At 66.1% G+C, this 22,363-nt stretch carries 20 protein-coding genes; 9 read left to right on the top strand and 11 right to left on the bottom strand.

Features of this window, described 5'->3' with window-relative positions; genetic code table 11:
- Positions 1–191: 191 nt before the first annotated feature.
- The 3 genes from Sa4125_RS01800 to Sa4125_RS01790 form a co-directional block, all read right to left on the bottom strand.
- Positions 192–1,163: a bifunctional riboflavin kinase/FAD synthetase gene (locus Sa4125_RS01800; protein WP_224003084.1), complete on the bottom strand. Its 972-nt coding sequence runs from the start codon at positions 1,161–1,163 to the stop codon at positions 192–194.
- The gene (locus Sa4125_RS01795) at positions 1,160–1,999 is read right to left on the bottom strand and encodes a TIGR01459 family HAD-type hydrolase (RefSeq protein ID WP_224003082.1); all 840 of its coding nucleotides are present in this window, start codon (positions 1,997–1,999) and stop codon (positions 1,160–1,162) included. The genes Sa4125_RS01800 and Sa4125_RS01795 overlap by 4 nt, the downstream gene beginning before the upstream one ends.
- Before the next feature lie 122 nt (positions 2,000–2,121).
- A complete protein-coding gene (locus Sa4125_RS01790) occupies positions 2,122–4,161 on the bottom strand; it encodes a TadE/TadG family type IV pilus assembly protein (protein WP_224003080.1) in 2,040 nt (679 codons plus the stop codon).
- Positions 4,162–4,496: 335 nt separating this feature from the next.
- On the opposite strand from Sa4125_RS01790, the gene groES reads away from it, so the two are divergent.
- From groES to Sa4125_RS01745, 9 genes are all read left to right on the top strand, one after another.
- On the top strand, positions 4,497–4,793 hold the full coding sequence (groES, locus tag Sa4125_RS01785; RefSeq protein ID WP_188849147.1) for a co-chaperone GroES: 297 nt from the start codon (positions 4,497–4,499) through the stop codon (positions 4,791–4,793).
- Positions 4,794–4,917: 124 nt separating this feature from the next.
- Positions 4,918–6,576 carry a chaperonin GroEL gene (gene groL / locus Sa4125_RS01780; protein ID WP_224003078.1) on the top strand — a complete coding sequence of 553 codons (1,659 nt, stop codon included), beginning with the start codon at positions 4,918–4,920 and terminating at the stop codon, positions 6,574–6,576.
- Between the two features lie 201 nt (positions 6,577–6,777).
- Positions 6,778–7,545, top strand: a complete 768-nt coding sequence (locus Sa4125_RS01775; RefSeq protein ID WP_224003076.1) for a sulfite exporter TauE/SafE family protein — start codon at positions 6,778–6,780, stop codon at positions 7,543–7,545.
- Between the two features lie 122 nt (positions 7,546–7,667).
- Positions 7,668–7,847: a CsbD family protein gene (locus tag Sa4125_RS01770; protein WP_224003074.1), complete on the top strand. Its 180-nt coding sequence runs from the start codon at positions 7,668–7,670 to the stop codon at positions 7,845–7,847.
- A 244-nt stretch (positions 7,848–8,091) separates the two neighbouring features.
- Positions 8,092–8,550, top strand: coding sequence for a (2Fe-2S)-binding protein (locus tag Sa4125_RS01765; protein ID WP_275967460.1), 459 nt, complete (start codon positions 8,092–8,094; stop codon positions 8,548–8,550).
- 3 nt (positions 8,551–8,553) lie between these two features.
- Positions 8,554–10,704: a xanthine dehydrogenase family protein molybdopterin-binding subunit gene (locus tag Sa4125_RS01760; RefSeq protein WP_224003072.1), complete on the top strand. Its 2,151-nt coding sequence runs from the start codon at positions 8,554–8,556 to the stop codon at positions 10,702–10,704.
- 71 nt (positions 10,705–10,775) lie between these two features.
- A complete protein-coding gene (locus tag Sa4125_RS01755) occupies positions 10,776–11,366 on the top strand; it encodes an Isoquinoline 1-oxidoreductase subunit (RefSeq protein ID WP_224007435.1) in 591 nt (196 codons plus the stop codon).
- A gap of 16 nt (positions 11,367–11,382) precedes the next feature.
- Positions 11,383–12,771 carry a class II fumarate hydratase gene (gene fumC, locus Sa4125_RS01750; RefSeq protein ID WP_224003070.1) on the top strand — a complete coding sequence of 463 codons (1,389 nt, stop codon included), beginning with the start codon at positions 11,383–11,385 and terminating at the stop codon, positions 12,769–12,771.
- 113 nt (positions 12,772–12,884) lie between these two features.
- A complete protein-coding gene (locus Sa4125_RS01745; RefSeq protein ID WP_224003068.1) occupies positions 12,885–13,271 on the top strand; it encodes a DoxX family protein in 387 nt (128 codons plus the stop codon).
- Positions 13,272–13,538: 267 nt separating this feature from the next.
- Here the strand turns inward: Sa4125_RS01745 and Sa4125_RS01740 are convergent, their stop codons facing one another.
- The 8 genes from Sa4125_RS01740 to Sa4125_RS01705 form a co-directional block, all read right to left on the bottom strand.
- Complete coding sequence (locus Sa4125_RS01740) at positions 13,539–14,879, bottom strand: diguanylate cyclase (RefSeq protein WP_224003066.1); 1,341 nt, start codon at positions 14,877–14,879, stop codon at positions 13,539–13,541.
- Positions 14,880–15,005: 126 nt separating this feature from the next.
- Complete coding sequence (hisG, locus tag Sa4125_RS01735) at positions 15,006–15,704, bottom strand: ATP phosphoribosyltransferase (RefSeq protein WP_224003064.1); 699 nt, start codon at positions 15,702–15,704, stop codon at positions 15,006–15,008.
- Positions 15,701–16,813: an ATP phosphoribosyltransferase regulatory subunit gene (locus Sa4125_RS01730; RefSeq protein ID WP_224007430.1), complete on the bottom strand. Its 1,113-nt coding sequence runs from the start codon at positions 16,811–16,813 to the stop codon at positions 15,701–15,703. Before Sa4125_RS01730 ends, hisG begins: the two co-directional genes overlap by 4 nt.
- A gap of 25 nt (positions 16,814–16,838) precedes the next feature.
- Positions 16,839–18,461, bottom strand: a complete 1,623-nt coding sequence (hisS, locus tag Sa4125_RS01725) for a histidine--tRNA ligase (protein ID WP_224003062.1) — start codon at positions 18,459–18,461, stop codon at positions 16,839–16,841.
- A gap of 226 nt (positions 18,462–18,687) precedes the next feature.
- Positions 18,688–18,873 (bottom strand): hypothetical protein, encoded by a 186-nt coding sequence (locus tag Sa4125_RS01720; protein ID WP_224003060.1) that lies wholly within the window; start codon positions 18,871–18,873, stop codon positions 18,688–18,690.
- Between the two features lie 57 nt (positions 18,874–18,930).
- Positions 18,931–19,563 (bottom strand): LysE family translocator, encoded by a 633-nt coding sequence (locus tag Sa4125_RS01715; RefSeq protein WP_224003058.1) that lies wholly within the window; start codon positions 19,561–19,563, stop codon positions 18,931–18,933.
- A 673-nt stretch (positions 19,564–20,236) separates the two neighbouring features.
- The gene (locus Sa4125_RS01710; protein WP_224003056.1) at positions 20,237–20,911 is read right to left on the bottom strand and encodes a lactate utilization protein; all 675 of its coding nucleotides are present in this window, start codon (positions 20,909–20,911) and stop codon (positions 20,237–20,239) included.
- Positions 20,908–22,359: a LutB/LldF family L-lactate oxidation iron-sulfur protein gene (locus Sa4125_RS01705; protein WP_224003054.1), complete on the bottom strand. Its 1,452-nt coding sequence runs from the start codon at positions 22,357–22,359 to the stop codon at positions 20,908–20,910. Before Sa4125_RS01705 ends, Sa4125_RS01710 begins: the two co-directional genes overlap by 4 nt.
- Between the last annotated feature and the right edge of the window lie 4 nt (positions 22,360–22,363).

The raw sequence follows: 22,363 nt of genomic DNA, 5'->3' as shown, positions 1-22,363 counted from the left end.
ATCGCTGTCCCGGCCGCCGGCTCAGAGGGCGCGCGCGACCGGGCGGATAATTCGCAAGGGCGAGACAAGGGTCATGGCGCCTCTCTAGCAATACGCGCCGCCCGTATAAAGCGGAATCGCGGGGCACACGGTGCCTCGCTCGGAGGGCGCTGCGAAACGCCAGGAGCCATGCAGCCGCCCCGCGATGGCGATCAGAAGGCGATGGCGGAATCGAGCGGCGACAGCGGCGCCGCGCCGGCCAGGAACGCCCGCGCCTCGGCCGCGTCGCGGTCCATCTGCGCAATGAGCGGATCTACGCCGTCGAACTTTTCCTCGCCGCGCAGGAAGGCGAAGAGCGAGACTTCGGCGGTCTCGCCGTAGAGATCGCCGGAAAAATCGAAGAGATAGGTCTCGAACAGGGCGGCGCCGTTGTCGAAGGTCGGCCGCCGGCCATAGCTCGCGACGCCGTCGTGGAGCGTCCCGTCGGCCCTGCGGAACCTGATGGCATAGATACCGTGGGCGAGAAGATCGTCGGTGGCGAAGGCCATGTTGGCGGTGGGATAGCCAAGGGTGCGGCCGATCTTCTGGCCGTGGACGACGGGCGCCTCGATGGTCCAGCGATAGCCGAGCCGGGCCGCCGCCTCGGCGACCTCGCCGCGGCCGAGATCCTCGCGGATGCGGCTGGAGGAGACGATCGCCCCGCCTTCGTCGACGAAAGCCTCGACGACGGTGACGCCAAAGCCGCGCGCGGCGCCTTGCTCGACGAGAAAGGGCGGCGTGCCGAGGCGGTAGGCGCCGAACTGGAAGTCGAAGCCGACGACGACATGGCGGACGGCGAGCTGGGCGACCAGCACCTCGGCGACGAAGGCATCGGCGCTGAGCTTGGCGACATCACGGTCGAAGCGGTGCTCGACGACGGCGTCGAAGCCGAGGGCATCCAGAAGCCGCGCCTTCATCGGCGCCGGCGTCAGCCGCGGCACCGGCTGGTCCGGACGGAAGACGCTGCGCGGGTGCGGCTCGAAGGTGAGGCAGACGAGCGGCGCCTCGCGGCGTGCCGCCTCGCTGCGGGCCGCATCCAGCACGGCCTGGTGACCGCGATGCACGCCGTCGAAATTGCCGATCGCAACGACGGCCCCGCGATGCGATGCGCCAAGCTCACGCGGGTCGGTGCAGCGGTGGATCATGCGAGACTGGGCATGAAGTAGCGCGCCGTGAGATCCTGCTCTGCAAGGAGCCTTTCGAGCGCCCTCGGCTCGCCGCCGGCGCTGCCCAATTCCGCTCCGTGGATGCCGCCGACGATGAGGAGCACGTCGAGCCCGAAATCGTTGGCCCCGCGAATGTCGGTATTCAGCCCGTCGCCGATGGCCAGCACCGTCTGGCCGGGAGCGATCGCCGCCGCCAGGCACGCCTCCTCATAGATCGGGCGATATGGCTTTCCGGCCATGCGCACGTCGCCGCCGAGCGCGACATAGTCGCGGGCAAGCGCCCCGGCGCACCAGATCAGCCGGTCACCGCGATGGACGACGATATCGGGATTGGCGCAGATCATCGGCAGGCCGCGCGCCTGCATCTGTGCCAGAGTCGCGGCATAGTCCTCGGGCGTCTCGACCTCGTCGTTGACGAGCCCGGTGCACACGACCGCCTCGGCCTTGTCCGCCGGAACAAGCGCGACGTCGAGGTCGGCGAAGAGATCCACGTCGCGGGCGGGACCGAGATGGAAAAGTTCCTTTCCCGCCCTCGCGATGAGGGCACGCGTTACATCCCCCGACGTCACGATGCCATCATAGGCGGACCGCGCCACGCCGAACGCGTCGAGCTGGCTGGCGACGCTCTCCGCCCGGCGCGGCGAATTGGTGAGAAGGAAGACCCTGCACCCCGCCGTCCGCGCGGCCGCCAGTGCCGCCTCGGCCGACGGCGACTTCTTCTCGCCGTCGTGGACGACCCCCCAGACGTCGCAGAAAATGGCGTCGTAACCGCCGGCGACCGCCGCCAACCCGTCAATGCTTTGCAGTTGCGTCATTGGACCCTGTCGCTTTCGCTTCCCACGACGCTTGCCGGCCGTGTGCCGGACGGAGCGACCGCGCCGGACCGGCGATAGCCAGCCCGGCGCGCGGGGTCAAGCGAGCCGGCTGCCGGCGCCGATCAGCGCGCGACGCGAAGCTTGGAGAGCGAGGCGGCGATCGCGGCAAAGGCCTCGTCGAGCTCGGCGGCGTTCTTTGCCGAATAGAAGTTCTTTGCCTTGCTGGCATAGGCCAGCGCCGTGTTGCGCAGATCCTCGGTCCTGTAGGAGGCGCAGTCCTTCAGAAGCGCATCGACTCTCGTCGCCGAGGCTTTGGGAATGTCGAAGGCGATGGTGTAGATGATGATGCCGTCCTTCACGACAGGCCCGCGCTCGTCGCTCAGCTGCGCGCCGTTGGCATCGGTCATGATGCTCTTGCCATCGGCCTTGGCGTTGGCGCAGACTTTCCTGGTGCGGCCGTCCATGGCGAGCGTGAAGGCGGAATTGGTGTAGCTGACCGACTGGCCCGACTGTTCGAAGATCCGGCCCGCCTTCGTCCCGGTCTGCTCGTTCTTCGTATTGTAGACCGGCACCTGGGCGAACCCGTAGGAGCTGAACCACGACTTGTCGTCATTGCCCGAGACGTAGGAGGTGTTCTCGCCGTCGGTCATCAGGATGATCGCCTTGATATTCTTCGGGTCGGAATAGGCACGGCTGCCGGCGAAGGGTTCGCCGGGCGACAGGACACGCCAGCCCCAGCCGACGCCCTCATCGACATTGGTGGCGCCCACCGCCTCGAGCCCGCCGATCATGCCGTCGACCGCAGCGGCATCCGTCGAGAGCGGCATCACCGGCGCGGAATCGCAGATGTGGTTGGGGCTGTAGCGATGATTGTCCCCTTCCCTCGACTGCGTCCGGGTCGGGTAGAGGAGATACTTGTTCATGTTGCGCTGCTGGGCGAAGAAACTCTTGCCGTCCAGCGGATAGACCCCCTGCGGAAACTGGAAGGCGTCGTCGGCGAGAAAATTGTTGAACCCGGTCGAATCGGGCTCGTCGACGGCCATGTAGGGAACGAAGAGCGTCGCGGGATTTTTCTCCGACGGCGCGTCGTCGGTCACTCCATAGACCCCGCCCCGCGCTTCGACGCAGCCGCGGAGCTCGAACATCGGCTTGCTGGCATAGGTAATTCTGTAGGGGTGGCACCCCGTCGGGTCGCTGGACTGGCTGCAGATCGGGGAGGACTTCTTCATCACCCAGGAGCCGTCCTTCCCCGACCAGGTGCAGCCGGAATAGGTCTCGCCCTTGTACTTGCAGGCTGCCGTATCCTTGACGGTCGTCGGCGTCTTCATGTTCTTCACGACGTACTGGCGCGTCAGCGGCACGGCGGGGTTGGCGGTCAGGTACCAGCCTTTGTCGCTCGTCGAAGGTGTCGCCAGCCGGTTGCCGCCGGCGTCCGTCAGCGTCGTCCAGTCGAAGTTCTCGTGATGAAGCGGCGACAGCCCCTTCGGGTCCATCCACCAGGCATCGAGATTGTCCACGCCGAGGTTCACGGCGCCCGAGAACGGCACGACGGCGACCCGCGCCGGATCGTCGGAAGCAGCGCCGGAACCGGCGAAGAATTTCGCCGCTGCAGAGCGGGCGACGCGGCGCAGCGTCACAATCTTCGATTCGCCACCGGCGCTGGGCGAACTTGCCATCGACCCGGAAGTGTCGAGCACCATCGCCACCTCGACGGTCGTATCCGACACCTGCACGGTGCTGGCGACCTTGATGATCTTGCCGCCGAAGATCTTGGACGCGGTCACGCTCAGCGGCAGGAACATCGGGCTGTACGTATATTCGGCGTGAAGCTTCAACTGACGCGTGTGATCTTCATCGAAGCTCACGCCGTCGTAAACGAGGCTGGCCGTGCTCCGGGACAGCCCGCTGACGTTGCCGTCGAAAAAGTTCTTCGCGTAGAGCGCGAGATTCGCCGGATCTGGATCGACGGAATACTGCTTGGCCGCAGCAAGGGCTGCCGCGTCGGCGGCATTTTGAACCTGTACCCGGTTCGAATACATCATGCTGAGATCCACGGCGCCGCCCATGGCCAGAACCAGCGGAACGGCGACCAGAGCGCCCAGCACTGCGAAGTTGCCTTTTTCGCCGCGCCTGAAGCGCTTCAGCGACTCCCGTATCTTCATGACAAACCACCGATATTATGGATCGGCAGACTGCCTTCCACGACGCCAACACCTTAGCTCCAGCGTGCGTTAAGACGGCGTTTCCCGGATCGATCGACTTCGACGGGTCGGCGCCATTTGGCAAAAATTTCAACGCGCTGGGTGCATGCGCAGGCTTCCCCGGAGCGTCGTCGGACCGGTGGATTGCGGGAGAACCCCCGCGATCGACCTTGACAAGCATGGGGCCTGGCCCCTATTTCAGGGCCGCTAGCACTCAGCCAAGGCGAGTGCCAACAATCCGAACCGGCAGCCCGAAAGAGCGCCGGTTGTCCTCTACAGCTGAAGGGCCAACGACTATGGCAACTGTGAACTTCCGTCCTCTCCACGATCGGGTCGTCGTGCGTCGCGTGGAGTCCGAGACCAAGACGGCCGGCGGGATCATCATCCCGGATACGGCCAAGGAGAAGCCGCAGGAAGGCGAGATCATCGCCGTCGGCGCTGGCGCTCGCGACGAGCAGGGCAAGATCCAGCCGCTGGACGTCAAGGCCGGCGATCGCATCCTGTTCGGCAAGTGGTCGGGCACCGAGGTCAAGCTCAACGGCGAAGACCTTCTGATCATGAAGGAATCCGACATCATGGGCGTCGTCGGCTGATCAGTCGACTGTCGGACCCCCGGTCCGGTGACGGGGCGACCTGTCCCGCGGGGCGTCCAAACTCTCATTCCCCCTCAATTCAACACGATGCGGCTCGTTTCGAGCGCATCGAGGAGACATTCAAATGGCTGCCAAGGAAGTAAAATTCGGCCGTGACGCCCGCGAACGCATGCTGCGCGGCGTCGACATCCTCGCCGACGCCGTCAAGGTGACGCTCGGCCCCAAGGGCCGCAACGTCGTCATCGACAAGTCGTTCGGCGCACCGCGCATCACCAAGGACGGCGTCACCGTCGCCAAGGAGATCGAGCTCGAGGACAAGTTCGAGAACATGGGCGCCCAGATGGTGCGCGAAGTGGCCTCGAAGACCAACGACAAGGCCGGTGACGGCACCACGACCGCGACCGTTCTGGCCCAGGCGATCGTCCGCGAAGGCGGCAAGGCCGTCGCCGCCGGCATGAACCCGATGGACGTCAAGCGCGGCATCGACATGGCCGTCATCAAGGTCGTCGAAGCCCTGCAGGCCTCGGCCCGCAAGATCGAGACCTCGGATGAAGTCGCCCAGGTCGGCACCATCTCGGCCAATGGCGAGAAGGAAATCGGCGAGATGATCGCCTCGGCGATGCAGAAGGTCGGCAACGAGGGTGTCATCACCGTCGAGGAAGCCAAGACCGCCGAGACCGAGCTCGAAGTCGTCGAAGGCATGCAGTTCGACCGCGGCTACCTCTCGCCCTACTTCGTGACCAACCCCGAGAAGATGGTCGCCGAGCTCGAGGACCCCTACATCCTCCTGCACGAGAAGAAGCTTTCGAACCTCCAGGCGATGCTTCCGGTGCTCGAGCAGGTCGTCCAGTCGGGCAAGCCGCTTCTCATCATCTCGGAAGACGTCGAAGGCGAGGCCCTGGCCACGCTCGTCGTCAACAAGCTGCGGGGCGGCCTGAAGATCGCCGCCGTCAAGGCGCCGGGCTTCGGTGATCGCCGCAAGGCCATGCTGGAAGACATCGCGACCCTGACCGGTGGCCAGGTGATCTCGGAAGATCTCGGCATCAAGCTCGAGACCGTCACGCTCGACATGCTCGGCCGCGCCAAGAAGGTCTCCATCACCAAGGAGAACACCACCATCGTCGACGGTGCCGGCGAGAGCGCGCAGATCCAGGCCCGTGTCGGCCAGATCAAGCAGCAGATCGAGGAGACCACCTCGGACTACGACCGCGAGAAGCTGCAGGAGCGTCTGGCCAAGCTCGCCGGTGGCGTCGCGGTCATCCGCGTCGGCGGCGCGACGGAAGTCGAAGTCAAGGAAAAGAAGGACCGCGTCGACGACGCCCTCAACGCGACCCGTGCGGCCGTCGAAGAAGGCATCGTGGCTGGCGGCGGCGTCGCTCTCCTGCGCGCTTCCAACGCCCTGACCATCACGGGCGCCAACCAGGACCAGGAAGCCGGCATCACCATCGTGCGCCGCGCCCTCCAGGCTCCGCTTCGCCAGATCGTCACCAATGCCGGTGAAGAAGGCTCGATCGTCGTCGGCAAGATCCTCGACAACTCCTCGGTCACCTTCGGCTACAACGCCGCGACCGGCGAATACGGCGACATGATCCAGATGGGCATCGTCGATCCGGTCAAGGTCGTCCGTTCGGCCCTGCAGGATGCGGCCTCGGTTGCCGGCCTCCTCGTCACCACCGAAGCCATGATTTCCGAAGCTCCCAAGCGCGAGAGCGCCGGCGGCGGCGGCGGCATGGGCGGCGGAATGGGCGGCGGCATGGGCGGCATGGGCGGCATGGACTTCTAAGAAGCGAGAGCTTCCTGGGCCCAATTGGCTCACATCGCGACAGGGGGTCCGGCAGTCATGCCGGGCCCTTTTTTGTGTTTTCGCACCGGCCGCAGAGAACTTGGTTGTTTCGGCTCGATACGCCCGTAAATTTGGAACGCACCGCCTGTCCGCGGACGGTTGCTTGGATAGGCTGAGTGATCTTTCTCAGGCGGGTTCCAGATGCACGATTTCATGATCTTCTTCTTCGTCGGGGCGCTGGCGCAGCTTGTCGACGGCGCTCTCGGCATGGCCTACGGCGTCATCTCCTCGACCGTTCTCCTCAGCTTCGGCGTGCTTCCGGCCCAGGCCTCCGCCTCCGTCCACGCAGCCGAACTGTTCACGACCGCGGCATCGGGCGGCGCCCATATCTGGCACAAGAACATCGACTGGAAGCTGTTCTGGCGGCTTGTGCCTTTCGGCGTTCTGGGAGGCGCCCTGGGAGCCTATGTTCTGACCGGCCTCGACGGCGACGTGGTGAAGCCCTACGTCGCGGCCTATCTGGCGGTCATGGGCGCCTATCTCCTGTCACGCTCGTTCCGCCAGGTTCCCCAAAAACCCGTTCCCGCCAGAGTGGTGCCACCTCTCGCGCTCGTCGGGGGACTGTTCGACGCCATCGGCGGTGGCGGATGGGGGCCGATCGTCACATCCGGGCTTCTCGGCGCCGGGGGACAGCCGCGCTACGTCATCGGATCGGTCAATGCGGCCGAGTTCCTGGTGACCCTCTCGGTCTCGCTGTCCTTCGCCTTGGCGCTGGTGACCGGACACTGGGAGGACGCTCCAGACCTGATGACCAACGCCATGGCCGTGGCCGGTCTCGTCTGCGGTGGCGTGGTGGTCGCGCCGTTTGCCGGCTACGCGATACGAATCATCCCGCAGAACTGGCTTCTGCGCCTCGTGGGTCTTTTGATCTGCGTCCTGGCGCTGAGCCAGATTTGGCAACTGATCTGAGCGGCAAGCAAAGCCCATCGCCTCAACCATCGGCCGTTGCCGGCGGAACCCTCGGGCCGGCGCGCCGTTCTTCAGACAGGCCGCGCGAATTCGGCAAGCGGCAATGTTGAAAGGCTAAGACCATGGACAAGCACACGATCTCCGGTGGCGCGAAGCAGGCTGGCGGCGCGATCAAGGAGACTGCCGGCAAGGCAGTCGGCAACGAGCGCCTCGAGGCCGAAGGCACCGTCGACAAGACGGAAGGCAAGGCCGAAAAGAACTACGGCAAGGTCAAGGACGCGGTCAAAGACACGCTCTCCTAACATATTTTTTACCGATCGGTAGGAAGGCCGCCCCCTTTTTGGGGCGGCCTTTTTTTATTTTTTTTCCGTGGGTTGGGACGTTTTTCGGAAGAGCGGCGCACCGCTCTGCGGGGCCTTTGCAGTGAGATTGCAGGGTCTCCTGCCTATCACTTCGCCCCTTCCTCTGGCAGATTAGAACCATATCAAATCCGGTCGCCCGGCGCGTTCGCACGCCCCATCGCGGCTGCCTATCAAGGAGAATGCCGTGATCACCTTCATGCTCAACGGCCAGGAAAAGACCTTCGACGGCGATCCCGATACGCCGCTTCTCTGGGTCATCCGCGACTTCGAAAAGCTCACCGGCACCAAATACGGATGCGGCGTCGCCCAGTGCGGCGCCTGCACGGTGCATCTCGACGGCATGACCCGCCGTTCCTGCATCACGCCGATCTCGACCGTCGAGGGGTCCGAAGTGATCACCATCGAGGGTGTCGCGGGCACCGAGGCCGAGGCCGTTCGTGCGGCCTGGGTCGCCATCGACGTGCCGCAGTGCGGCTACTGCCAGTCCGGCCAGATCATGTCCGCCGTCTCGCTGCTGCAGGCGACGCCGAAACCGACCGACGACGAGATCGACGGGGCGATGGCCGGCAATATCTGCCGCTGCGCCACCTATCAACGCATCCGCCAGGCGATCCACAACGCCGCCGACACGCTGGAGGGCTGAGCCATGACCATTCACGCCTTCTCCCCCACCCGGCGCGGCTTTCTCGCTGGTGCCGGTCTCGTCATCGGCCTGACGCTGGCGCCGAAGTCGCTGTTTGCCGCCGAGGCCGTCAAGGCTGGCGGCAGCGGGGATCTCGCGACGCTCGATGCCTTCGTGCGGATCGGCGCCGACGACACCGTCACGATCCTCTCCAAGCACATCGAGTTTGGCCAGGGTCCGTTCACGGGCCTCGCGACGCTCGTCGCCGAGGAACTCGACGCCGATTGGAGCCAGATGCGTGCCGTCCACGCGCCGGCAGACGACAAGGTCTATGCCAATCTCGCTTTCGGCCTGCAGGGCACTGGCGGGTCGAGCTCCATCGCCAATTCCTATGCGCAGCTGCGCAAGGCCGGTGCCACCGCGCGCGCCATGCTGGTGGCCGCCGCCGCGAAGGAATGGGGCGTTCCGGCCGCGGAGATCACGGTCTCCAAGGGCCGCATCGCCCATGCCGCCTCTGGCAAGGAGAGCGGTTTCGGCGCGCTTGCCAACAAGGCGGCGCAGGAGACGCCACCGGCCGAACCGGTGCTGAAGGACCCCAAGGATTTCGTCCTGATCGGCAAGGAGCTGCCGAAGCTCGACACCGTCGCCAAGTCGAACGGCACCGCCGTCTTCACCCTCGACGTGACCGCCGACAACATGCTGATCGCCATGGTCGCCCATCCCGACCATTTCGGCGCGACGGTGAAATCGTTCGACGCCGCGGAGGCGCTGAAGATCCCGGGCGTCGTCGACGTCAAGCAGGTGCCGCAGGGCGTCGCCGTCTATGCCAATGACACCTACTCGGCCCTGAAGGGCCGGGCGGCGCTGGTCGTCGAATGGGACATGTCCAAGGCCGAGACGCGGTCCAGCAACGAGATTGCCGCCGACTACGCCAAGCAGTTCGAGGAACAGGGTCTCGAGGCCACCAACCGCGGCGACGTCGACAAGGCCTTCGCGGAGGCTGGCGCCGAGACGCTCGAGGCCGAGCTCGTCTTCCCGTTCCTCGCCCACGCGCCGATGGAGCCGCTCGACGCCGTCATCATCAAGAACGCCGACGGCTCGATCGACTGCTACAACGGCTCGCAGTTTCCCGGTCAGGACAAGCAGGCCCTGTCCCAGGTGCTCGGCGTCGACGAGGCGAAGGTCCGCGTCAACACCCAGCTCGGCGGCGGAAGTTTCGGCCGGCGTGCCCAGTTCGGTTCGCCCTACATGCGCGAGGCCGCCGAGGTGTTCAAGGCAACCGACGGCACGCGCCCGGTGAAGCACATGTGGACGCGCGAGGACGACATCCGCGGCGGTTTCTACCGCCCGATCTACGCCCACCGGATGAAGGCCTCGATCAATGCCGAGGGCCAGATCACCGGCTGGCGGCAGTCGATCGTCGGCCAGTCGATCATGGGCAAGGTGGATCTCGATTCGACCTCGGTCGAGGGCGCGTCCAACCTGCCCTATGCGGTCGAGAACCTGCACGTCGTCGCCCACAACACACAGCTCGTGGTGCCGGCGCTCTGGTGGCGGTCGGTCGGGCACACCCATACGGGTTTCGCCGTCGAGACCTTCGTCGACGAACTGCTGCAGAAGGTGGGCAAAGACCCGGTCGAGGGTCGCCTGGCCATGCTTGGCAACGAGCCGCGCCACATGGGTACCCTGAAGAAAGTCGCCGAGATGGCCGGTTGGGGCTCGCCCGTGCCGGAGGGCCGCGAGCGCGGCGTCGCGGTAGTGAAGAGCTTCGACACTTATGTCGCGCAGATCGTCGAGGTCTCGGTCGGCACCGACGGCCTGCCGCGCGTGCACAAGGTCTGGTGCGCCGTCGATTGTGGCGTGGCGATCAACCCCAACGTCATCGCGGCGCAGATGGAGGGCGGCATCGGCTACGGCCTCGGAGCCGTCCTCTTCGACGAAGTGACGCTCGGCGAAGGCGGCCGCATCGTGCAGTCCAACTTCCACGACTACCGCTCGCTGCGCATCAACGAGATGCCGCATGTCGAGGTGGCGGTGATTGCATCGAGCGAACCGCCGACCGGCGTCGGCGAGCCCGGCGTTCCGCCGATCGGGCCGGCCGTCGCCAATGCCTGGCGTCGCCTGACCGGAAGCCCGGTCCGGCGCCTGCCCATCGTCAATGTCGTGGTGTCGTGAAAGTGCGTAACGTGAAGCCTATCCTCGTCCTCGCCGGCGCCGCCGCGACCCTTGCCATCGGCATCGCGCTGATGGCGCCGACGCTGTCCAGCGCCCAGGAGAAGGCAGCCGACGCCCAGACCCTGAAACCGGTATCGGCCTTCGATTCGATCGCGGACGAGAAGGCCCGCTCGATCGCCATCTTCCAGGAGACCGGCAAGGTCCTGCAGCACCCGCGCTGCCTCAACTGCCACCCCAAGGGCGACGTCCCGCTGCAGGGCATGGACATGAAGCTGCACGAGCCGCCGGTCCGCCGCGGGGAATCCAACTTCGGCATGCCCGGCATGACCTGCAACACCTGCCACGGGCCGGCCAATGTCGACGTTCCGGCGCAGGCCGAGACGATCCAGTCGATTCCGGGCAATCCGAACTGGCATGTCGCGCCGATCGAGATGGCCTGGGTTGGCAAGTCGCTCGCCGAGATCTGCGTGCAGATCAAGGACGAGAACCGAAACGGCGGCAAGACCCTTGCCGAACTCGTCGAGCACATGGCAAAGGACGATCTCGTCGGATGGGGCTGGAACCCGGGCAAGGGCCGCGAACCCGCTCCGGGCACGCAGGCCGAATTCGGCGCTTTGTACGAAGCCTGGGCCGCCACCGGAGCGCATTGCCCGGCTTCCTGATGGGGAAGAACGGGCCATGACGACACGCCGCGAAACCGATTCGATCGGTGCCATCGAGGTCGCGAGCGATCGCTACTGGGGAGCGCAGACCGAGCGCTCCCTCAACAACTTCAAGATCGGCACCGACCGCCAGCCGATCCCGCTGATCCATGCGCTGGCGCTGGTGAAGAAGGCGGCGGCCACCGTCAATGCGCGCATGGGCAAGCTCGATGCGACCCTTGCGGCGACCATCGAGAAGGCGGCGGACGAGGTTCTTTCCGGCGCGCTCGACGACCACTTTCCACTCGTCGTCTACCAGACGGGGTCGGGCACCCAGACGAACATGAACGTCAATGAAGTGATCTCGAACCGGGCGATCGAGATGCTCGGCGGCGAGATGGGCTCGAAGAAGCCCGTCCATCCGAACGACCATGTGAACATGGGCCAGTCGTCGAACGACGTGTTCCCGACCGCCATGCATGTCGCCGTCGTCATCGAGACCATGAAGCGGATCTTTCCGGCCATCGACGCCCTCTACGCCTCGCTCGATGCCAAGGCGAAGGCGTTCGACCACATCATCAAGATCGGCCGCACCCACACCCAGGATGCGACGCCCATCACGCTTGGTCAGGAATTCTCTGGCTATGCCGCGGCGCTGAAGCTCGGACGGCGGCGCGTCGAGCAGGCGCTCGACGACGTGCTGGCCCTCGCGCAGGGCGGCACCGCCGTCGGCACCGGGCTGAACTCTCCGGTGGGTTTCGACACGGCCATCGCCGCCGAGATCGCCACCCTCACCGGCCACCCCTTCCGCACCGCCGAGAACAAGTTCGAGGCACTCGCCTCGCATGGCGCGCTCGCCTTCTTCCACGGCAGCTTGAATGCGCTGGCGACCGATCTCTTCAAGATCGCCAACGACATCCGCTTCCTCGGCTCCGGCCCGCGCTCGGGCCTCGGCGAACTGTCGCTGCCGGAGAACGAGCCGGGCTCCTCGATCATGCCGGGCAAGGTCAACCCGACGCAGGCGGAAGCGATCACGATGGTCGCCTGCGAGGTCTTCGGCCACGAGACGACGGTGACCGTGGCCGCAAGCCAGGGTCATTTCGAACTGAACGTTTTCAAGCCGGTCATCGCCAACGCCGTCCTGTCGTCGATCCGCCTGCTCGGCGATGCGATGGACAGTTTCCGCGAACATTGCATCGACGGGATCAAGGCCAATGAGGGTCGGATCGCCAGCCTGATGCAGCAGTCGCTGATGCTGGTGACGGCGCTGGCCCCGACCATCGGCTACGACAATGCCGCCAAAATCGCCAAGACGGCGCATCACAACGGCACGACGCTGCGCGACGAGGCGATCGCCTCGGGCCTCGTCAGCGCCGCGGATTACGACCGGATTGTCGACCCATCGCTCATGGTTCGCCCGGGCTGATTGCGCTGATTGTGTCTCCGACGGTGAACGATCGGTTGCCGTCGGAGTGGATGCAATCCGCGGCCGGGCGCTGTAAATAGCCGCATCGCTCAATTCTTCCCGGATGGCTCGCCATGAACTCCAATCTCCTGCTTCTCCTCGCCCGCATCCTTCTGGGCGCGGACTTCGTCATCGCCGGCTACGGCAAGCTGGTCGGCGCGGCCGGCATGACCGGCTATTTCGGCAGCCTCGGCCTGCCGGACTCGGTCGTCTTCGTCTACCTCGTCGGTGCCTTCGAGCTTCTGGCCGGCCTTGCCGTCATCGTCGGCTTCCAGGTCCGCATCGCGGCCATCCTGCTGGCGCTGTTCTGCGTCGCCACCGGCTTCATGGCGCATTCGGCCGAATTCACCATCCTGATGAAGAACATCGCCATGGCCGGCGGCTTCCTCGCTCTGGCCGGTGCGGGTGCCGGCACCTACGCGCTCGAGCGTCGGACGGGCCGGGTCTCGGCGACGGTCTGAATTCCCGGTTCTTCCGGGACACATAGAGAGGCGGCCCCCGGGGCCGCCTTTTTCGTCTGAAAAGGTCAAGGCAGCGCATTATCAGGGCGATCACGGCGGCCTTTCCGGCGCGGCGCCCCAGCTGCGGGATGGCTTTTCTTTGAAGGACCGTCCCGATCTTCAGCGCCGTGCATGCCTTCGCGCACCTGGCGACGATCCACCTGTTAGGAGTTGCGCATCGGATTTTCCGTCAACGGATTGCGATTTCTGGTCCGATGCTGTCCTTTTTCATTGGCGCGTGAGCCGAACGGCGGAATGCTGTACTTCCGACTTCTGCTCCAGATCTGTTGGGCCCGCCTGCGGTGAGACATCCACCGGCCAGCGGCACACCCGGTTGCGCCCCCGCCGCTTGGCTTCGTAGAGCGCGTCATCGGCACGGGTGGCGAGAGTTTCCGGGCCGACCCCGTCCTGTGCGATGGCGACGCCGAGACTGACAGTGAGGGTGAGAACGGCGGTCTCGCCACCGGAAACGCTGATCTTCAGGGCCTCCACCGTGCTGCGGATGCGCTCGGCGATCTGCATCACGGTCTCGGCCGGTGCCCGCGTCAGAATGACCATGAATTCTTCGCCGCCATAGCGCGAGACGAGATCGAGCCCCCGTCGCGTCGAGGCAACCATGGCATCGGCGACCTGGCAGATGCAGGCATCGCCGGCAGCATGGCCGAAGGCGTCGTTCAGACGCTTGAAATGATCGATGTCGACCATGATCACGGCGACCTGGCGCTTGTCGACGGCGGGGTCCCGCCAAAGGCGATCGGTGTGGTCCTGGACAGACCGCCGGTTCGCGATTCCCGTCATAGGATCGAGCGTCGCCAACCGATGAAGATTGCAGTTGGCTTCGGCAAGGGCGCGGCTGTATTTGGCGTCCCTGACCGTCAGCAGGAAGCTCTTGTGGGCGAGAAGGGTCGATGTGCGCCGCGCCGCAATCGTCGCCGCCACTCCGAATCCGAAGAAGGCGATGGAAAAATAGACCTGCGTCGGCTCCAAGTCGAAATTCCGGATTTGAAACAGCGCAAAGATCAGAAGCGCACCTACGCCGAGCGCGGTCGACCAAGTCAGGGTCATGTCGAACACCACCAGGGCGATCGCGGCGAGAAACAAGGCGCCCGTCAGGTATCGCTCGTGATCGTAGCCGCCGATCAACGAGCCGAAAATGCCGTAGACTACCATTGTCGTCAGTGTCGCGACGACCAGCGACAGCGGTTCGATCAACGGGCCGCGGGGCCGCCTCCAGAGACCGTGGACGACGAAATTGACTGCCGGAACGAACAGACCCATGAAGACGAGGTTGAAAACGAGAAGCCTGGGAGAGAAGATCAGGCCGATGGCGCTGAGGAAGACATTGAGGCCGGCAACCCACAACATCCAGGACCGCACGATCTTGGCGCGGCGCGGCCAGGACCAGGCTTGGTAGCGGTCCATGATGGCTCCGCGCAGCCGAATGTCGCGCGTGCGTCCGGCCAATAGTCGCTCTGTCTCGGCCTCGACGGCGATGTCGATACCGGCCCGCCGTGACGGGGCTTCCGTCTGCAGGAATCCCGTCGTTGCCAAGGTGCTGTCAAAAGTCATCTGAATCCGAACACAGCGGGGCAAGTCGACTTAGGTCGCGCCCAGCATTTTCTAGCCCGCCAAGCGTAAACTAATGACGTGAGAGATATGTCGGATTCGGGCAATCGGCACGGTCGCGCGTCGGCATCACGGATCCGGCAAGAATCGGCGGCGGACGGCCTCGGTCGCGGCGTCCGGCGGCTCGCCATCGGCCCCGCGGGTGCGCACCAGGCAGGCCTCGGAAGCCAGGATCAGACCGTCGCGCAGCACCTTCAGCCGGTTGGCGCGCAGCGTCGAGCCGGTCGAGGTGATGTCGACGATGATGTCGGCCGAGCCCGCCGCCGGCGCCCCTTCGGTGGCGCCGAGGCTCTCGACGATGCGATAGCTCTGGATGCCATGTCCGCGCGAGAAGAAACCCTGCGTCAGCCGCTGGTATTTGGTCGCGATGCGCATACGCCGGTGATGGCGCTGGCGAAAGCTCGAGGCGACGTCCCCGAGATCGGCCATGGTCTCGACGTCGACCCAGGCCTCGGGGACGGCGACGATGACATCGGCCGCGCCGAAGCCGAGGCGGGCGACGATCTCGACCCGCCGGTCGGCGTCCGCAATGGTCTCGCGCACCAGATCCTCGCCGGTGATGCCGAAGTCGATCGTGCCGATTTCCAGTTCCCGCGCGATTTCCGAGGCCGACAGCAGCACGACGTCGAGGTCCTCGATGCCGGCGACGCGGGTGCGATAGCTGCGCGAATCCTCCGCCGAGGTGACCATGATTCCGGCGCGGCCGAGGGCGGCGATCGACTCTTCCTTCAGGCGGCCCTTGGACGGAATGGCAAGGGTGAGCGTCATGGCCGTCCTCCTCCGGCCGTCGCGGCGGCAATCCGGTCGAGCCAGAGGGCGAAACCGACCGCCGGGATCGGCACCGTCGCGCCGAGAAAAGTCAGCAGCCGGTCGAAGCGGCCGCCACCGACCAGCGGATCGCGCGCGCCGGGAATACGGGCCTCGAAGACCATGCCGGTATAGTAGTCGATGGTTCGGCCGAAGGCGGCGCGATAGCGGATGGCGCCGAGATCGACCCCGACCGCGACGAGCGCTGCATTGCGCGCCTCGAACACGGCAAGCGCCCGGCCGATGTCGAGACCGCTGGCGCTCGTCATCTCGCTCAGGAGAGCCGCGGCCTCGTTCAGCGGGCAATCGATGAGGAGAAAGCGCCGCAGCCGCTGCAAGGCCATATCGGACAGCGCCGTCTCGGCGACGGCGACCTTCTCGACGAGGCGCTGGGCGATTTCGGCCGGCGTGCGGCCGGCGTGCGGCGACAGGCCCGCCTCGTCCATCAGCGTCTCGACCGCCGCCGCCAGCCCGCCGGTCTCGCCGGCCTTGGCCAGCGCGTGGAGGCGCGGATCGAGCCCTGCCACCGCCTCGCCGTCGTGGCGGCTGAGATCGCCCAGCGCGGCGGCCAGCAGCGTGTCGTCCCCGAAGGTGCGCACCAGCCGTCGCTGCCAGCCATCGGGAAGTCCGAGAGCTGCCAGAAAGGCCTCAAACAGTCCCTGGTCGCCGAGAACGATGTCGAGCGCGCCGGAATGGCCCGCCGCCTCGAGCCCTGCGAGGGCATCGGCCACCGCGCGGGCGTCGGCGGTGGCGAAGTTCGTGTCGCCGAGATCCTCGATTCCAGCCTGGCGGAATTCCGAGCCGTCTGTCCGCAGCTGCCGGAAGACCAGACCGAGATAGCAATAGCGCCGCGGCAGGACGCCGCCGAGTCCGATGTGGGAGAGGCAGACGGGAATGGTGAAATCGGGCCTCAGGCACAGCGCCTCGCCGCCCTCGCCGCGCGTCAGGAAGATGCGCCGGCGCAACGCCTCGCCGGCGGCGTCGAGATAGGGATCGGCCGGCTGCAGGATCGGCACCGTGACGGCCTCCGCACCGCGGGCGGCAAACAGCGACAGCAGCGCCTCATCCATCGAAGGGGTGACGGCAGGACTCACCTCAGGCGTCGACCTGCGGCGCAGAAGCCCCGTCGCCCGAGCCCCCCTCGCCGGCGAGCCGATCCGCTGCCTGCGCGGCGAGGATTTTTTTCACCGAATCCAGAAGGTCGGACTCGGGCACCATGACCTGCGCCGGCCGGCTGGCACGCCAGGTGGCGTTGTCCTCGATCTCGGCCGAGAGGCGCTTGCCCTCGATCAGGTCCTTCACCTGCACCATGCCCGCCGCCTTCTCGTCGCCGCCCTGGATGACCACGCAAGGGCTGTTGCGGCGGTCGGCATACTGCAGTTGCTTGCCGAACTGTTTTGGATTGCCCTGGAACATCTCGACCGGAACGACCGGGCCGACAGGGTGGCCGTCCGCGTCCCTCGGATTGAGACCGTCGCGCAGGATGGTCGTCAGGCGCTGGTAATCCGCCAGCCGATCGCGGTCCATGACGGTGACGACGATCGGTCCGGTCCGTTCGCTCTCCTCAAGCCGGCCGAGATTCTTCAGCGCCGTCATCAGGCGCGAGACGCCGATGGAAAAGCCCGTCGCGGGAATCGCCTCGCCGCGAAAGCGGGCGATCAGCCCGTCATAACGGCCGCCGCCGCCGACCGAGCCGAACTGCACCTTCTGGCCCTTCTCGTTCGTGACATCGAAGAGGAGCTCGGCCTCGTAGACCGGGCCGGTATAGTATTCGAGGCCGCGGACGATGGATGTGTCGATCAGGACGCGGGTGTCGTCGTAGCCTGCTGCCTGGCACATCGCCGCGATCTGCCGGAGCTCGTCCAGCCCTTCTGCGACGCGGGCATTGTCGCCGAAAGCCTCGCTCGCCTTGGCGAGCCGGACCTCGCCGGCGCCCTGCGCGTCGACGGCATCAAAAGACGTTCCGCCGATATCGAACAGGCGTAGCACGCGCTCGATGCTCTCGGCGTCCAGTTCGGCGCCCTTGGTGAAATCGCCCTTGCCGCCGCTGTCGTCGAGCCGGCCCTTGCCGAGCAATTCGCGCACGCCTGAAAAGCCGAACTTGTCGAGCTTGTCGAGGGCGCGCAGCACCGTCAGTCGCCGCTCGGCATTCTCCGCGCCGCCGAGGCCGATGGCCTCCAGCACGCCGTCGAGAACTTTCCGGTTGTTGACCCGGATGACGTAGTCGCCGCGCGCGATGCCGAGCGCCTCCATGACGTCGGCCATCATCATGCACATCTCCGCATCGGCCGAGACGCCCGGCGAGCCGACCGAGTCGGCGTCGAACTGCATGAACTGGCGAAACCGGCCCGGCCCCGGCTTCTCGTTGCGGAAGACGTAGCCGGCGCGGTAGCTGCGATAGGGCAGCGCGATGTCGTTGAAGTTCTCGGCCACGTGCCGGGCGAGCGGCGCGGTCAGGTCGTAGCGCAGCGACAGCCACTGCTCGTCGTCGTCCTGCAGCGAGAACACGCCCTCGTTCGGGCGGTCGCTGTCGGGCAGGAACTTGCCGAGCGCATCGGTGTATTCGAACATCGGCGTCTCCACCGGCTCGAAGCCATAGCGCTCGTAGACGCCCTTGATGACCGCGATCATCCTGTCCTGCGCCCGCAGGTCGCCGGCGCCGCGATCGCCGAAACCCCGCGGCTGGCGCGCCTTCACCTTGATCGGCTTGGAAGCCATGTCATGCCGCCCGAAACGCGCGCCGCGGCCCAGCGCATATCCCGAGGGGATACCGGGGCGGCGGCGACCTGTTGACCATGTGCTGGGTCCTAGCCCATCCCCGCCGCAAATCCAAGTTTCCGGACTGCCGCCGGGGATATCGGCAGGCGCTGCGTGAATCCGCTGCCGAAAACGCAAATGCCCGGCCACCGGGCCGGGCATTCTCGTGGGAAGGATCAGACCAGGATCAGTCGTTCGGACCGTCGATCCGGCTCGGCGGGACCGGGTCGGAGGCGGGGAACGTATCGTCGATGGCATTGTCGAGATCTTCTTCGTCGGTCAGCGGACGATGCTGCTGGCCGGGGATGGTCTTGCCGTCGCCCAGCGGATGCGGATCGTTTTCGTTGGCGGTTGGCTTGGTGTCGCTGGTCATCACATTCTCCTCGTTCTTCGCCACAGCAACGTGCGCGCCCGCGGCCCGTTCCAAAGCTTACGCCGGTCGCCGTGCGAACAAGGCGGCGATCCCGGCAGCCATGAGGAGGGCGCCTCCGGCGCGCGTCGCCGCGCGCAGCGCGCCGGGCCTGCGGATGGCCGTGCGCGCCCGGCTGGCGAGGAGTAGATACAGATAGGCGTTGAGGACGCCGAGGAGGACGAAGAGCGCGACATAGGTGACGGCCTGCGGCGCGAAGGCGCGGTCGACGGCAATGAACTGCGGCACGAAGGCCACGAAAAAGACGATGCCCTTGGGATTGAACAAGGTCACCAGGAAGGCATCGCGGAAAACGCGGCCTCTCGGCTGCGACGGTGCGGATTCGAGCGCTGCGAGATCCGTCGGCGGGGCGCGCCACAGCGTGACCCCGACATAGACGAGATAGACGGCGCCGAGGGTTTTGAGCAGCGTGAAGGCCGCAGCCGAAGCGGCGAGCAGGGTGCCGACACCGGCCAATGACAGGCTGGCGGCGGCGAGGTCCCCAAGCCCGACGCCAAGGACGCTGGCGAGCGCCACGCGCCGTCCCTGCGCCAGCGCCTGCGACACGACCATGACGATGGTCGGCCCGGGGATGACAAGAAGGATCATGCTGGCGAAGAGGAAGGGAAGAAGATTGTCGATCGCGACGGGCATCTGGCGCCTCCTTGGGATCAGGAGAGCAGTCCAGAGGAACCGTGCTTTGTCCAGAGGATGCGGTCGATCGCCGGGACGTTTCCGCGGTCCTTCGCGGGGACCCGCCTGCCGGTCGCCTCGGCTGGTCGAGCCGGCTCCCGGCTAGCGGAAGAGGTCGAGGATCGCCTGGGCCGACGGGCTCGGCACGGGCAGGATCGGCAGCGGAAGGTTGGCGCTGTTTGTGCCGGCGCGCTGTCTCATGGTGCAGAAGGTCATGTCGCTCTCGCTTCTCGTCCGTCGGCGTGCTGCCGAACCTTGCCCTGTTCCCCGGTTCCAGCGTGATATCGATCCGCTCGGTTGCCGGTGTACGAACAGAGATAGCCCGCGGGAATGAACAAAGCCGTTCGAACTTTACTTAACAGCAGCTCAAGACAGACCAATGGTAAAGCGATGCTTCCCGCGGCATCGAACTATTGCCACCTGCGTAAGATGTGTTGACGAAAGACGAAGACGTCGACTGAAGCAAGGCGCGCCAGCGGAGGCGAGGAAGCACGTTACACCCGATCGGCAGGCCCCTACCGCCTTGCCCGATCTAGCGTTTCGGGCGATTTTCCGGGATCGCGCGAAACGCTGACTTTTAAGTTGCCGTGCCGGATGCTGCGAAAAACCGGTTCCCACTTTTTCGCCCGGCGCGCTAGCCGACGACGATGATATGGAGGGCCCGCGGCCCGTGCGCGCCGAGGAGCAGCGTCTGCTCGATATCGGCCGAGCGCGACGGTCCGGTGACGAAATTGACCGAGCGTGGCATCTGTCCCTTGCCCTCGCGCGACCGGACGGTGCTCCAGAGCGCCTCCATGTCGCCGACGACATCGCCGGCGGCGACGACCGCGACATGATTCTCCGGCAGGAAATTGAGGCTCGTCGGATTGCCGGGACCCGAGACGAACATCAGCGTCCCGGTTTCGGCGATGCCGCCTTCGGCATGCGACAAGGCATTGAGGTCGCCGCCGCTGCTGGCGCCGGTCGTCACATCCAACGCGGTCGCGCCGAAATCGGCCGGCGCAAGGCGGGGATCGGCGCCCATGCGTAGGGTCGCCGGGAAATTGTTCTGCCGCAGCCAGTCGGCAACGGCTTCCGGCACGGCGGCATAGTTGGAGACGCGCACGACCGTGGCGCTCGCCCGCGTCGCCATGTCGATGAACAGAGCCAGCCGCGCTTCGGGGTCGAGCTGGCCGCGCGCCGGGATGACGCCGGGCGGCGCCTCGGCAAGCCGCGCGTCGACCACGGCCTGACGGGCGGGATCGTACGGGCGGCCCCCATTGGCATGGCGGATGCGCGAAAGGATTGCGTCACGCGACGAGCCGCTCATGCCGGGACCTTCGGCGCCCGGGCTTCGGCCTGCTTGCGCTGCGCCTCGGCATATTGCTGCAGGAACGTGCGTCCCTCGGGCGCCGGCAGGTCGCGCCATTGCGTCCAGCCGCCAGCGAGCGGCAACGAGGCAAAGCGGTGCTTGCTGCCGCCGAGGCGGGAGAGGATCGGCATGCCGACCGACGCGGCGAAGCGATAGAGCTTCGGGCGCCGCGCGACATAGGCCCAGAGTTTTAGGCCGGCGCGGGCGGGCTTGGGCTGAAGGTTCTGCTCGAACTCCTTTTCGCGCCAGTGGCGCATCATCTTCGGCAGCGGGATCTTCATCGGACAGACCGCCTGGCAGCGACCGCAGAAGGTCGAGGCGTTCGGCAGATGCCCGGCCTTGTGGATGCCCGACAGGCTCGGCGTCAGCACCGCGCCCATGGGGCCGGGATAGACGGAGCCATAAGTGTGGCCGCCGACGGCGTGGTAGACCGGGCAGTGATTCATGCAGGCGCCGCAGCGGATGCAGCGCAGCATCTCCTCGAACTCGGTGCCGAGCATGGCCGAGCGGCCGTTGTCGAGCAGGATGACGTGATATTCCTCCGGCCCGTCGAGATCCTCCGCCCGCTTCGGCCCAGTCGAGAAGCTGGTGTAGACGCTCATCTCCTGGCCGGTCGCCGAGCGGGCGAGGATGCGCAGGATCTGCGCCGTGTCCTCCAGCGTCGGCACCAGCTTCTCGATCGAGGCGAGGACGACGTGGCACTTGCCGAGAAGCTGCGTCAGGTCGCCATTGCCCTCATTGGTGACGATGACCGAGGTGCCGGTCTCGGCGACGAGAAAATTCGCGCCGGTAACGCCGATATCGGCCTCGCCGTATTTCTGCCGGAGGATGGCACGCGCTTCGGCCAAAAGCGTCACCGGCTCCGTGAGGTTGCGGTCGGCGTCGAGATGGGTGTGGACGCGGCGAAAATCAGCCTCGACCTGGTCGCGCGTCAGATGCACGGCGGGGGCGATGATGTGGCTCGGATGCTCGCCGCGCAGCTGGATGATGTATTCGCCGAGATCGGTCTCGACCGGGGTGATGCCGTTCTCCTCGAGAAAGGCGTTGAGACCGATCTCCTCGGAGATCATGGTCTTGCCCTTCGTCACGGTCCTGGCCTTGCGACGCTGCGCGATGGACAGGAAGATCGCCTTGGCGTGGTCGGCATCCTCGGCGAAATGCACGGTGCCGCCGGCCGCCTCGACCCGCTTCACATAGGCCTCGATGTAGAGGTCGAGATGTTTCAGCGTGTGGTTCTTGATCGCCACCGCGCTGTCGCGGAGCGCGTCGAACTCCGGCAGCAGATCGACGGCCTTCTGGCGTTTGCCGATGAAGCCCTTTTCGACATTGCCCATGGCCCGCTGCAGCTCGGGATCGGCCAGCGCCTTGACGGAATTGGCCTTGAAGGCGTGCGAGGTCACTTGCATGGGT

The sequence above is a fragment of the Aureimonas sp. SA4125 genome (genome assembly GCF_019973775.1).
In the GTDB taxonomy this organism is placed as follows: Bacteria; Pseudomonadota; Alphaproteobacteria; order Rhizobiales; family Rhizobiaceae; genus Plantimonas.
The sequence above is the reverse complement of the archived record's forward strand: the minus strand, read 5'-3'. Positions and strand labels throughout refer to the sequence as shown.

Bases quoted from the DNA above. Each gene is read 5' to 3' on its own strand.
- Sa4125_RS01800 (WP_224003084.1), bottom strand. From the start codon at position 1,163: ATGATCCACCGCTGCACCGACCCGCGTGAGCTTGGCGCATCGCATCGC.
- Sa4125_RS01795 (WP_224003082.1), bottom strand. From the start codon at position 1,999: ATGACGCAACTGCAAAGCATTGACGGGTTGGCGGCGGTCGCCGGCGGT.
- Sa4125_RS01790 (WP_224003080.1), bottom strand. From the start codon at position 4,161: ATGAAGATACGGGAGTCGCTGAAGCGCTTCAGGCGCGGCGAAAAAGGC.
- groES (WP_188849147.1), top strand. From the start codon at position 4,497: ATGGCAACTGTGAACTTCCGTCCTCTCCACGATCGGGTCGTCGTGCGT.
- groL (WP_224003078.1), top strand. From the start codon at position 4,918: ATGGCTGCCAAGGAAGTAAAATTCGGCCGTGACGCCCGCGAACGCATG.
- Sa4125_RS01775 (WP_224003076.1), top strand. From the start codon at position 6,778: ATGCACGATTTCATGATCTTCTTCTTCGTCGGGGCGCTGGCGCAGCTT.
- Sa4125_RS01770 (WP_224003074.1), top strand. From the start codon at position 7,668: ATGGACAAGCACACGATCTCCGGTGGCGCGAAGCAGGCTGGCGGCGCG.
- Sa4125_RS01760 (WP_224003072.1), top strand. From the start codon at position 8,554: ATGACCATTCACGCCTTCTCCCCCACCCGGCGCGGCTTTCTCGCTGGT.
- Sa4125_RS01755 (WP_224007435.1), top strand. From the start codon at position 10,776: ATGGCGCCGACGCTGTCCAGCGCCCAGGAGAAGGCAGCCGACGCCCAG.
- fumC (WP_224003070.1), top strand. From the start codon at position 11,383: ATGACGACACGCCGCGAAACCGATTCGATCGGTGCCATCGAGGTCGCG.
- Sa4125_RS01745 (WP_224003068.1), top strand. From the start codon at position 12,885: ATGAACTCCAATCTCCTGCTTCTCCTCGCCCGCATCCTTCTGGGCGCG.
- Sa4125_RS01740 (WP_224003066.1), bottom strand. From the start codon at position 14,879: ATGACTTTTGACAGCACCTTGGCAACGACGGGATTCCTGCAGACGGAA.
- hisG (WP_224003064.1), bottom strand. From the start codon at position 15,704: ATGACGCTCACCCTTGCCATTCCGTCCAAGGGCCGCCTGAAGGAAGAG.
- Sa4125_RS01730 (WP_224007430.1), bottom strand. From the start codon at position 16,813: ATGGATGAGGCGCTGCTGTCGCTGTTTGCCGCCCGCGGTGCGGAGGCC.
- hisS (WP_224003062.1), bottom strand. From the start codon at position 18,461: ATGGCTTCCAAGCCGATCAAGGTGAAGGCGCGCCAGCCGCGGGGTTTC.
- Sa4125_RS01720 (WP_224003060.1), bottom strand. From the start codon at position 18,873: ATGACCAGCGACACCAAGCCAACCGCCAACGAAAACGATCCGCATCCG.
- Sa4125_RS01715 (WP_224003058.1), bottom strand. From the start codon at position 19,563: ATGCCCGTCGCGATCGACAATCTTCTTCCCTTCCTCTTCGCCAGCATG.
- Sa4125_RS01710 (WP_224003056.1), bottom strand. From the start codon at position 20,911: ATGAGCGGCTCGTCGCGTGACGCAATCCTTTCGCGCATCCGCCATGCC.
- Sa4125_RS01705 (WP_224003054.1), bottom strand. From the start codon at position 22,359: ATGCAAGTGACCTCGCACGCCTTCAAGGCCAATTCCGTCAAGGCGCTG.